The organism is Thermogemmatispora aurantia (assembly GCF_008974285.1).
Lineage (GTDB): Bacteria > Chloroflexota > Ktedonobacteria > Ktedonobacterales > Ktedonobacteraceae > Thermogemmatispora > Thermogemmatispora aurantia.
The window spans coordinates 69,795-81,867 of record NZ_BKZV01000006.1 but is presented as its reverse complement, the minus strand read 5'-3'; the positions used below and the strand labels follow the sequence as shown (position 1 = coordinate 81,867).

6 protein-coding genes are annotated in these 12,073 nt (G+C 60.3%); 2 read left to right on the top strand and 4 right to left on the bottom strand.

What is annotated here, in order from left to right:
* Positions 1 to 413 precede the first annotated feature (413 nt).
* Complete coding sequence (locus KTAU_RS17565; RefSeq protein ID WP_174844075.1) at positions 414 to 1,907, bottom strand: hypothetical protein; 1,494 nt, start codon at positions 1,905 to 1,907, stop codon at positions 414 to 416.
* Positions 1,908 to 2,819: 912 nt separating this feature from the next.
* Here KTAU_RS17565 and KTAU_RS17560 point away from each other — a divergent pair.
* Complete coding sequence (locus KTAU_RS17560) at positions 2,820 to 3,227, top strand: zinc-ribbon domain containing protein (protein WP_223258369.1); 408 nt, start codon at positions 2,820 to 2,822, stop codon at positions 3,225 to 3,227.
* Between the two features lie 440 nt (positions 3,228 to 3,667).
* Here KTAU_RS17560 and KTAU_RS17555 read toward each other — a convergent pair whose 3' ends face one another.
* Both KTAU_RS17555 and KTAU_RS17550 read right to left on the bottom strand, forming a co-directional pair.
* On the bottom strand, positions 3,668 to 4,771 hold the full coding sequence (locus tag KTAU_RS17555; protein ID WP_170293403.1) for a phospholipase D-like domain-containing protein: 1,104 nt from the start codon (positions 4,769 to 4,771) through the stop codon (positions 3,668 to 3,670).
* A gap of 282 nt (positions 4,772 to 5,053) precedes the next feature.
* On the bottom strand, positions 5,054 to 7,327 hold the full coding sequence (locus KTAU_RS17550) for a protease pro-enzyme activation domain-containing protein (RefSeq protein WP_228026519.1): 2,274 nt from the start codon (positions 7,325 to 7,327) through the stop codon (positions 5,054 to 5,056).
* A gap of 618 nt (positions 7,328 to 7,945) precedes the next feature.
* On the opposite strand from KTAU_RS17550, the gene KTAU_RS17545 reads away from it, so the two are divergent.
* Positions 7,946 to 9,262, top strand: coding sequence for an MFS transporter (locus KTAU_RS17545; RefSeq protein WP_151729595.1), 1,317 nt, complete (start codon positions 7,946 to 7,948; stop codon positions 9,260 to 9,262).
* A 29-nt stretch (positions 9,263 to 9,291) separates the two neighbouring features.
* On the opposite strand, the gene KTAU_RS17540 is transcribed toward KTAU_RS17545, so the two are convergent.
* Positions 9,292 to 12,003 (bottom strand): BACON domain-containing protein, encoded by a 2,712-nt coding sequence (locus KTAU_RS17540; RefSeq protein ID WP_151729594.1) that lies wholly within the window; start codon positions 12,001 to 12,003, stop codon positions 9,292 to 9,294.
* Positions 12,004 to 12,073: the final 70 nt, after the last annotated feature.

Below are 12,073 nucleotides of genomic sequence, written 5' to 3'. Positions count from 1 at the left end.
GCGAGAGTCCAGTATAAAGCCTTTAACTTTTGTTCTAAGCTTAACACGTCCAGGCGTCAGGGCGCAAGAGACCAAACGTTTTGTCAACTCTTTGGCAGGTAGCTCGCTTGAGGGAAGCAAGCCTGAGAGACGCCAGGCGAGATAGTGATGAGAGAAGAGAGGGGAAACACAGGGTAGCCGGAGCAGAAGGCTCACAGCAGGTGTGAGTAAACTTCTACTCCGGCAATGGAGAGGGAGGCAGACCGCCGAGAAACCAGTGAAAGGAGTAAGAAATCTGCTTACGTTCCAGCCCAAGGCCACCAGACCAGCGCTGGCTATCTACATAGCTGACTGCTGGCTTGGCACCCACCCCCAAAGGCGGTCTGCCCACTATGGCTGGCGAAATCTGCCTTGAGCCACAGCGCCACCTGACTCTACTGCGGCTGGACCGTGCCCCGGCGCGTACACTGGATGACCACCTGATGGTTGGCCTGATCCAGCATCAACGTACACGGAGCGCCATTGATCGTCACCGTGCCAGAGCAGCCCTGAATGACGCGACCATTGACCGAGCAATTCACGGTCGTTCCCTGGCCATTGCCGTTGCCGTTATCCCCACCATTGCCGCCCCCATTGGGGACATTAATGGTGGCATCCACCGCCACGCCATTGGCATCGGTCGTCACCGTAATCGGATCGGGCAGGTTAATCAGCGCCTGACAGTTCAGCTCCTGATAGGTAGTCACAAAGCGCTGGGCCAGGAAGGTGAAGAGCGAATTGGCCGCTCCTGCATCGGGCGAAGGACTGGCCTGGGTAAATTGCTGATCCAGTTTCAGGCGCGCCGGCGCCACATTGATCAGATTCTGACAGTAGGTAGCCGTGCTGGCCTGATTGAGTGAACCCACAGGAGGCTGGTCCACCCCAACGCGATAGGCATTCAGCTTGCGCAGATCGGGCTGACCGTTGTTAAGCACCATCGGATCGCCGGCGGGCACCAGAGCCACAGGTTGTTTCTGATAGAGGGCCGCCTGCAGCTCGTTGAGCGGCAAAGCAGCAACCGTATGGCCAGGATCAGCCAGATCGGGCGCCATCCAGGGGGTGCAACCGAGAGCGCTGTCAAGGCCAATCGATAGCAGCCGCTCATCACTGCCGTTGGTTTGCACCTGCGCTCCCTGCAGGGCCGCCGCATTGGCGGCAGTCATCTGAGCAATGCGCCCATCAGCGGTCACCAAATACTCAGTCACCACATTGTCACTCTGATCCTGATCGACCAGGCTGAAATCGCGCGTCGTCGGACAGGGCTGGCCGTCTTTGGCTGTACCGATCGGAGGAACCTTCAGCCGCCCACTGCGGATCGCATAATTGGCAGCGGCGAAGAAGGCCGGGGCGTTACAGTAAGCAAACTGGCTAAAGATACTGCCGTTGACTCCGTTGACGCAGCGCCCCTGTCTCAGGCTGCCGTTGTTATCAACCAGGGTCAGATTGTTGCCATTGAAGCCGAACCAGAGCGCAACCACTGCCCCCTGTGGCAGCTTGGGCGGGGTCGGCTGGACCGCCGGCTGCGTGCCCTGGTCGACAACAAGAGGATTATAGATAGAGATCTGACCAGTACGGGGGTCCAGAATGGCCCCCTGGACAAAGGCCGCCTGCGCCGGGTTGGCTTCATGACATGGCCCATTGGCGGGATTGGTGGCAACCAGTTGGTAGGGCGTCGCCAGCCCTTGGGCGCTCAGTGGATTAGGCGGCACGATGAGCGAACAATCGGTATTGTCGTCAGCCGCCCGCGAGGTCAGGTGTGGCAGTACCACAACTCCCGCCGCAATCAGCAGCAGGAGCAAGGGAATGCTTACCCCCACCAGAATCGGCCAGCGGCGACGTGCTCTCCGTGATCCCTCGTACATCGATAACGGTGCTTGCTTCCGGGACATAGTAGCTGGTTACCTTTCCTTTCCACAAGATGATGCCGCCCCTCAGCGGATATCGCCAGTGTCATACGAGACACCTGGTAGCTAAATACACAAAAGGTAAGAACAACGAGAACCTTCACTGCAGCGCCCTCCGCCGCCCCCTGTCTAACTACTTGCCTCCTACTTGCCTCCCACCTTTCACAACCCCACCCCGAGTCGGCAGAGAGCACTACGACACAGTCTGGTTCCTGTTCAGCTAGCCCTATACAAGCATAGAGCAGGTGATATGATCTATATGTATCTATCAATTCGAAGCTAATAAAAAAGTACCGGCACAGAGTTAAGAAATCTTAACCTCCCCCCTCGTTTTTTCAGGAAAGCAGTACCAGGGAAAATTTTCCTGTAAAGGAACCGCAACTTGAACGTGTAAAGAGAGCCGTCCCGCCCTTTGGCAACGCGAGCGCAGGAGCGCATGCCAGCAGATGCCGGGCCTGATGGCGCTGATAAGGGAGGAGCATGGAATCGGCTTGACCACCGGCGCGCCTACAGAACGGTTGATCAATCGAGAGCAGAGTAGGGAGGAAACCTGTTGTTCTATCCATTCAGGGGGTGCAAGTCCGTCCAGGCTAGCCTTGCGTGCCTGAGCACCACCAGGCCAATCTCGAAATTCACGAAAAGTTAACGTCCTGGCTGATTGTATTTTAGGATGGGCGTGGTATAATGTGAGTGTGATCGGGGATCTAACAATCCTTCAGTAGCAGTTCAGGTGCTCCTCACCTGCCGCTCAGGACTTCCCCATAAAAGATCACCACAGGCAGACCTTCTGGCGGGAACCAGGCGAATAATAACTGCAGCCGGACCGTAACAGTCGGTTCATTCAGCCCAGTGTGTTCAGAGGAGCGAACACAGAGTACAGAAGAGGTTTTTTTACCCATGATGTCTTACGAGGATTACCAGGATCGTGTTCTTACCTGCCGTGATTGTGGTCAGGACTTTGTCTTCTCTGCCGGCGAGCAGGCCTTCTTCGCCAGCAAGGGGCTAACCAATCCCCCGGCGCGCTGCCCTGACTGCCGCGCCGCCCGCCGCAACGGCTCCCGAAGTCAGTCTTCGCCCCGTTCCTCTCGGGAGCAGTACGAGGCTGTCTGCTCCAACTGTGGACGACAAACGACCGTTCCTTTCCTCCCCCGCGAGGATCGCCCCGTCTACTGCAGCGATTGTTACCAGGAGGTTCGCTCCTCCCGTGGCGGGCGTCGCGATGAAAGCCGGAGCTATAGCTACTCGGGCAGCTACGAGGGAGGCCACGGACGCGGGCGTGAGCGCCGCGGTGGGCGCCGCTGGTAGCTAACGCTCCCGCCTTTCTCGCTGTCTGGCTGAGGCTCTGTCTCTTTGGCGGCAGCCGGCATTTGCTCTAGCGCTTCCTGGCGCCGCCTGGCTCCGCCCGTCACTAGCAGTCCCTCAACCTCCACAGCAGGCAGGAACGAGCTATCCTACGCAGCTGGTTGATCCGCTCACAGCAGAACTCAGAAGGCAGGACAGAAGGAGTCGACCTCTGTCCTGCCTCGTTTTTCGCCCAGGCTTGCCGCCTGGCCTCAATCCCTGGTACAGCCCCTGGCCGGCCCGCGTCCGCAAGGAAAGATTGGGTCAGTTACTGGCGTGGCAGCAGCCGGTCCTTCCTTGGGCGCCCCGGACGATGTGAGAGGTGGCCGGCTGGCTGGCCACCTTCACTGAGCAAAGCAGAGCTGAGTCGAGGCAGCCAGACACATCCCAACGTTAGCCGCTCTCTAGGCGCTCTCTGAGACAACCTGCGATGCACCCCAGTCGGCCTGAAAGGTCGTCTGTAAGGTCGCCAGCACCTTTCCATCGGCCACCAGGATGCCCACCTCGCGATTGCTTTCTAGACCCGGCGGCGAGCAGTTTTCCGAGCCGACAAAGGCCTCTCGCCCGTCTACAACGAGCATTTTGGCATGCATATAGAGCTGGTCATCCTCGCGTACCGCTACTCCGCCCTGCAGCAGCGTGGCAATGCCCTCGGCATTGGGATCATTTCCTCCGCGCGGGGCCGGCAAAACAACTTGCACCCTCACACCCCTCCGCTCCGCCGCGACCAGAGCAGCTTCGATCTGCTGATCCCGCATCTCTTCTTCTTCAACAAGCAATGTCTGTTGCGCCTCACCAATCAGTCCTTGCAAAGAGGTCCGCGCGTTGCCCGGGCTAATAACGAGGTTGGCATCGTCGATCAGGGAGGCGCTGGCCGCGCGCTGCCAATCGGCCTCAAAGAGCGCCTCCAGGTTGCTCACGTCCTTGGGCCAGGGATCGATAATGCCATACTCGCGGTTGGCAACACTGCGATTCCCTCCCAGGGCCGCCCGCGTGAAGTTGCCGGTCATGATATAAGCGCGTTCTCCATCCACAATCATCAGTTTCGCATGGGTAAGCGGGAAAGCCGGATTGGCATAGCGCGCCTCAACGCCAGCAGCGCGCAGTTGCTGCATGGTTCCATCGGGAGAGCCACCACCGTAGGGATGAGGCTCTAGCATCACGCGGACCGTCAGGCCTCGCCTGGCTGCTCTCTCCAGGGCCTGAATGACGCTGCGGTCGGTGAGCAGGTAGATCTCAACAGCCAGCGAGCGCTGAGCCTCAGAGATAGCCTGCAGAATAACCTGCTCGCCAGCTTGCGGCTCGACAAAGATCTGAACCCCCTTGACCCCGGGACCGGGTGCAGCAGTCACCGGAAGAGAGGAGAGGTGGACGGCAGACGACTGACTCTCCACCAGAGCTGTTGCTCCTGCGCCCGGCGACAGTAGCGGCTGGAGGAGGACCGAGAGCGTGAGCGAGAAGAGAATGGCTGGCAGCCATTGCCGGCCTCTGCTCTGAAGATGCGACATTGCCATGCCTCCTGGCTTCAGGGATGGGTGTGTGATAGTAGCTATGGCCTGCGTTACTGGGCCTGCTGATCGCCCAGCAGCGGCGCACCAGCTAGATGAACTACAGCCAGTATAGTTGGCCGTTCCAAGGCCAGAGCAGAGATAGATGGCCCACAGCGATCATCATCGGCTACACCCACCAGTCCAGCCATGAAACGAGGGCGGAGCGCCATTGCTCCGCCCTCGCCGAATGGATTGGAGGCAGGCTCGTGATGAGCCACCACTACCGATCAGGAGGCTCGCTTAGGAATGGGTATCGTTCAAGGCAACGTCGTCGACAAAGAAGTTGGTGACCAGTGACGAATCGGTCGTCCCCTGGAAGTAGACCTGAATCTGTTGCCCGTAGTAGCTGCTCAGCGCTGAAGTCAGATCAAAAGTGTACTGCGTCCAGCCCGAGGCATTGGCATTACACCTGGTTTGCACGGTCGTGATCGTCGAGCCACTGGAGGTACGAATGCGCGCGTAGAAGTAGTCGTAGCAGGTACTGCCCGACTCCTGTGTGCTGATGTAGAGCCAGTAGCTCAGAACTACCTTGGTCGTGGTGCTGGGGAGGGTGACCGTCTGCCAGATCTGATCATTACAGCCGTTATAGCCGCAGAGGTAGGCGCTGTAGCTGCCCGTATGGGGATTCGTAGGGTCGACGATCTCATAGCCTCCGGAGGAAGATTCCTGCCAGGGGGTGCTGCCGTTCTCGAAGCCGGGATTGCTCAACAGCTGCGTGGTGGTGCCACCGCCACCACCACCACCGCCACCGCCGCCGGAGGTGCCAGCGACATCACGGGCAAAGTTCCAGACGTCGGGCGAGCCGATACCCGTGGCCAGATCGTAGCCCGTGGTGGCCGAGTAGTAGAGGTTATTACCGCTGGTGATATCGTGGTAGGCGCTATAGGTCTGTGCTGTATTGTAGAGGCGATAGATGGTAGCACTGGCCGAGCCGAGGGTGGCTTTGCCCTGCGAGGTCAGGTACTGGTTGACATCAGCCGCCACACCGGCCCAGAGGGGAGCTGCTGCGCTCGTGCCGCCGACAGTCAGCCAGCCGGAGCTGGAGCAGCCTGCCGCAGTGACCGTGCAGTAGACTGAGTAGCCCGTGGCAGGATCAGCGTCAGCCGAGACATCCGGCACCATTCGATTGGCATTGGTCAGATTCGGGCCGGTCTGATAGGAAGGACGGGCGAAGTAGGAGCTGATGCCACCACCGCCGCCTGAGCCATATGGGCTGCGCTGCGTGTCGTTAGGATTCGACCAGGCCGACTCACTGCTGTAGGTGCCCCCACTTCCGGTGACTAGATGCGTACCACCAACGCCCACTACATAGGGATCATCGGCGGGCGAGTCCACGGCCAGACTGCTGTTATCACAGTCGTAGGCACCCGAGTCGCCGGAGGCCGCGAAGAAAGCCTGGCCCTGGGCCGCCCCCTGCTTGAAGATGTTGTCAAGCGTGGCCAGTTCTGAGGTTCCCGCCGCCGCTTCACACTCGCCCCAGCTGATGCTGACAACCTTAGCCAGATTGTCGGTCACAATGCGGTTATAGGTGTCGTTGACCCCAGTGTTCGTGTTGGGTCCAATATAGATTTTCTGGTTCGCTCCAGGCGCGATCGCCGAGACGACTTCCATATCCAGCTCGACCTCGATCGCCCCCGAGCCGGCGGTGTTGGTCGCCCCGTCGACCAGCACATTGGAATATTTCGCTGATCCGAGGCCATAATAGCTCAGGTAGGCGTTGACATCAGAGGCCCGGTAACCGTCCAGCTCAAAGATGGCTACGGTCTGGCCACTCCCGTTGCTTCCCCCGTTGATGAGCGAGTTCATGTCATAAGCGGTGCGCAGCTCGCTCGGCGTGTAGCCACCGCCAGGACCGGTGTGAGGCACCTGACTGCTGCTGAGACGCTGCAGGCCCAGGGGATGATAGAGGGCAACGTTATCAAGGCCAGCAATGTTGAGAATCAGGCCGCCTAGCTGCGCCGGCACAGATGGCTCGCTGGTCGGGGCGTAGACGGTGCGATTGCCCACCTGATAATCAGCTAGCGTGATGGCAAAGGCCTGCTCAATCTGGGAGACACTACCGCTGGCGCTGATCAGCGTACGGTTGGGCGAGACACCGTTGACGCGCAAACCCTGAGACCGCAGGTAGGTCACCACGCGGTTGACAGTCTCGGGCGTTGGCCCAAACTGCTCGGTGAACTGCTGCGGCGTCAGGTAGTGGTGGTAAAGCGGGGACTGCGGGTCATTCTGGGCCGCAAGCAGGGCATCGAGTTGGGCTTCGTTGCGTAGCTTGAGCGCGATCGAAAGCTGAAGGGTGCGATTGGCATTCTCACTGTGGAGTGGCTTGTGATTCCTTAGCAGCGGGACCATGTGCCCACGGATCAAACTCCGATTAGTCGGAGCCTCTCCATGCAGCTGGGCATAGGCAGCGGATGGCACCATCAGAAGGAGCAGAGCCGCCACGCCGCTGGCGCTGAGCGCCAGCAGGACAATGGCAAGGCGGCGCGCAGATCGGAAGAATGTTGCGATGTTCATCGGCACCTCTAGCTTGTAAGATCGGTACGACTGTGTACCGCTAGACTTGGCCGGACAACATGGTCAGAGACAGCCTATCATTAGGTAGTACAGGCAAAAGGTGGATTGGATGAGAGGTCGACCAACGGGCAACCTCCACCAGACACAAGGATAGACTCCAGGGGCTGAGGGGAAAAAAACACCTCCTTTGCTCACAGAGCACCAGTCTCGCTCGTCAGACAGCTGACTATCCGTAGCAGAAGAGGCTACAGACACAGAAGAAGCTCTTCTAGTGGTTCACACGTTGGAAGCAGCTGGCACCGGGGGGCCACGCGCCCCCGCTTGCTTCCTTTATACAAGACGAGCCTATAGTTAATAATACCGATGCAGATCACGTCTGTCAAGTATATAGGACCCGGACAGAGATACCGTCATCTCTTCCGTTTGCACAGAAACGCTAAAAAAGAGCAAGGAGACCAGGAGGAGGAGGAGCGCGCAGCCAGTGTCAGCCTTTGACAGATTCTATCTCCCCGGCGCCCTGCGCCTCACGCAGCATCAGGAGAGTACCAAAACAACGTATAATTATTATCAGATGCAGAGATACGCCGGTGAGTACGAAAGAAAGAGCGTCCCACGTCCGTGAACAGATCGTCGCCTACCACTGCCACATCAGAAGGCAACGCGCTCGCCAGCAAACGCCAGCGGCTCAACACCTTCCGCGCCTTGCGCCATCGCAACTATCGCCTGCTCTGGATCAGCCTGGTTGTCTCCTCCGTTGGGACCTGGATGCAGATTGTTGCCCAGAGCCTGCTTGTTCTCAAGCTGACCCATAATTCGGCCCTTGCCCTGGGGATCGTTTCCCTGGCTCAGGCCGGCGCTTTTCTCCTCTTTGCTCTTATCGGAGGAGGAGTCGCCGATCGTCTTGATCGTCGCCGGCTGCTTCTTTGCACGCAGAGCAGCTCAATGGGTCTGGCCTTTCTCCTCGGGCTGCTAACCCACTTTGGCGTCATTCAAGTTTGGATGATTGTCCTGATTGCCTTTTGCAATAGCGTCGTCCTGAGCTTCGACCAGCCAGCGCGCTCCTCCCTCATTCCGCAGCTGGTGCCGCGCGAAGACCTCATGAACGCTATTTCTCTCCAATCTGCCGTCTTTAACGGAGCGGCGGTCATCGGTCCCTCGTTGGCCGGCCTGACCATCGGCTTCATCCACTACGCGGGCAACTTCTTCCTCAACGCCCTGAGTTATCTGGGAGTGCTTATCGTCCTCTTCCTCATGCGCGTTCCGGCAGGTGAAGGTCAGGCTGCGGCGTCGGGCGCGCCTGCCAGCGATCTGATGGACTCGATCCGTGAATCGCTGCAAGTTATCGGGCGTGACGCTGTCCTGCCCTGGGTAATCGCAGCCTATGGAGTTCTGCTCTTCTTCAATCCCTCGGCGGCCATCATCCTACCCTATTTCTCCGTGCAGGTGCTTCATCTCACGCCGTTGCAGCTTGGCCTCCTCTTCTCCGCTTCTGGCGTCGGCACGGTAGCGGGGGCACTGGGGCTGGCCTCCCTTGGAGAAGTCAAGCGCAAGGGGCGGGCACTCATCCTGGCCTTCAGCCTCTGGACCGTGGCCTTGCTTGTATTCGCCCTGAGCCATCTCTTCTGGCTCTCGCTGCTGACCCTCTTCCTTGTCGGCGCTATGCAGAATATGATTGCCGCCACTACGATCACGCTGATGCAGACACGCGTTCCTTCTCAGATGCGAGGACGGGTCATGAGCCTCAACACGCTGATGATCATGGCAATCAGGCCCCTGGGAGATTTCTGCGCAAGTGGCCTGATTGCGCTCATTGGTGGTCCCCCGACCGTGGCCTTAGCTGGGGCCATCGTCGGCCTGCTCAGTCTCCTGCTCGTCGGCGGGCGCCCAGCCGTTCGTCATCTCGCAGAGCCAGGCGCTCGCCCACCCCAATCCTGAACAAGCCTCCTGAGAGGCAGAGTTTGGCCTCAGCCTGGACTGACGGTAACGGTGATCACCTGGGGGCTGCTCTGCAGCGGGTTCTGTCCGCCATCGCTGGCCGTAATGGTGATCTGACCCCGCAGCGTCTTCAGCAGCAGGCGCGGAGGTGTGACGTAGACCGCGATGGTCGTGCCCGAACCGCTCTCGCTGCCACTCGCCTGACTCAGATGGAGCCACGACACGCTATCGCTATCGACGCTGGCCACCCAGGTCACCGGGCGGGGGCAGCCTCCGTCGATGCGCAGTGAGAGCATCTGCGGGGGGGGATTCGGCTGCAGTAGCGAGCTGCTAAAACTCAACCCGCTCGGGGTCACTTCGAGCACACAGGGAGCCAGGACTGTTAAGGTAACGACCACTACCTGCACCAGTTGGCTGGGATTGGCCGGCACTCCATCGGCAGGCTCCAGTGAGATGCTAAACTGGCCGCTATAGGTCCCCGGTGTCAGGCTCGCCACGTTGACACTGACACTCAGCTGCGTTGTCTGGCCAGCCGCCAGCGTGCCGTTGAGGGGCGCCACACTCAGCCAGGGAGTTGACCCCGTATTGAGCATCACCGACCACAGCAGCGGGTGCTGGCTAGCGCTCAGCAGGACAGAGCGCGCCGCCGGTGGCTGGCCCCCCTGCTCGACCGTAAAGCTCAGGCTGCCAGGTGAAAGGGTTGCCCCCAGCGGAGTGCGACCCGGCCCACCGGTCCCCGCTGTTGTGGTAGCACTGCTACTGGTGCCCCCTGGAATCGCCGAGGTGAGCAAATTCAAGAGAACCGACACCGTTTGCGTCCGTTGTTGCATCGAGAAGAGAATAAAACCGCTATAGGTACCGGCATTTAACTCGCTGAGGGCCACACTGACCTGCACACTCATGCCGTGGGTCGCATCGACACGGCCACTGGTCGGATCGATGTTGAGCCAGCTCGCTGAGGTAAACGCCTGCCAGTTCAGGCCGGAAGCACAGCCCGGTGCTAACCCCAATTCAAGCGATTGATCGCTGGCCGTACTCTGCCCTGAGCCAATGGTGAAGGTCAGGCTCTGGGAGCTTAAGGTCAGGCGACAGGCAGGCAGGACGGTGAGCGAGGCCGCCAGCACCTGGGTCGCTGTCGCCGTTGGGGCAGCAAAGGGCGAGCTGCTCACCTGAACGATGGCCAGGTAGAGACCGGGCAGCAGATGCGTCCCCTGGGCTGTTACCGCCAAAGGCACACTCTCACCAGCGGCTAATCTCCCCTGGGCCGGCTTGAGCTGGAGCCAATCGGTGCGCGCCGGCAGCGGCGCATCCTGGCTGGCCTCGGGCGGCACCACCAGGCGGCTGGACCAGACCGCCGTCTCACGTGCAGGATTAGCAAGAGTGACAAACTGGGCCGCGGGCGCTGGGCCACCATCGCTGAGCGAGAAGGCCAGAGCCGCTGGCGTCAGCGTGAGCGGCCAGGCCTGTCGCTCGTTGGCGGTAGCTGGCGCTGCTTCGACCCGCATTGTCACCTGGACACGCAACGAGGGGCCACTATCAGCGCTGAAGGTGATGGTCCCGTGATAAACGCCTGGTCGCAGACTGGCACGCGATCCTGCGATCAAGATCGCCTGACGCCCACTAAGCACTCCTTGTGTCGGGGTAGTCAGCAGCCACGGCTGATCGCTGCTCGCCGTCCATGAAAGGCTTCCATCGCCACCGTTGCTCAGCCAGAAGGGCACCACACTATTGAGACCTTGCACCGCCGCGCCCAGATCCAGACTGCGGCGACTGACCTCCAGAATCGGCGAACGCAGCGGACCACTGGCCAAGACCTGAACCGTCGTACTGGCCGTATAGTGTGTGGCGATATCCTCAGCCTGGATAGTATGGCCGCCAGGACTCCAGTCGCGCCCAATGATGATCGTCACATCAGCGCTGCCCGCCGCCCCCAGGTGAACAATAGAGGCCATACCCACAGGTGCCAGAGCCTGGCCAACATCATAGCTAAAATAGATCTGAGCAAAAGCCGGGAAATGATCCAGATGGAGATGTACCGCCTGACCGGCACGGACCAGCGTCGGTGTCGCCGTCAAGAACGGCGGCTGGCCTACCGGCATGGTCGGCTGATGGACACCAACGAAACGTGAGCGGATCAGCCAGCCATTCAAGCCAATGAGCAAAAGCGCCAGGATCGTCAGCCCTACAAAGAGCCAGCGCAACCAGGGCCTGCGCCCCGGCTGTCTCCACCACGACGACCGGCTCCGGTCCCCCAGGAGCCAGTGACCCGACCGGGCATCCCCCAAGCCATTGGGATGAATGCCAGATGGCGATCCGCCAGATTGCGTACTATCACGACCCCCGGAGGCAGGCAGAGAATGCGCCTCCGACGTCGCTCGCAGCGAGCCAGCCGGGAGGCTGGAATCGCTGCCGCGTCGCTGAGGCTGCCCTGCTCCCTGGCTCTCAGCTGCTGCGGAGGAGATCAGTTCCTCAGACCAGGCCTGACGCCGGGCCTTCCAGGACCAGTGCCACGCGGGCCGGTCCAGGTCCTGGTTCATGTCATCTTGCTCAAGCTGGGGAAAACTGCCCTGGGTTCCCCCTCGACCCGTTCTCTGGGCTGATCCCGAAGCCAGCGCAGAGCGCGCCCGTGGATCAGCGCTACCCTCCTCCTCCCAAGCCCCATCAGCGGCACTCATCGGCACCGTCGGGAAGCCACGTAGCGAGGGCGGCGGCCAGCCATTCGCATCTGAAAGCCCAGCCACCTGCCGTCCTTCACCTCCCGGTGGAAAAAGCACTTCTTGCTCAGCGAGGGCATGACGTTGCAACAGCAGT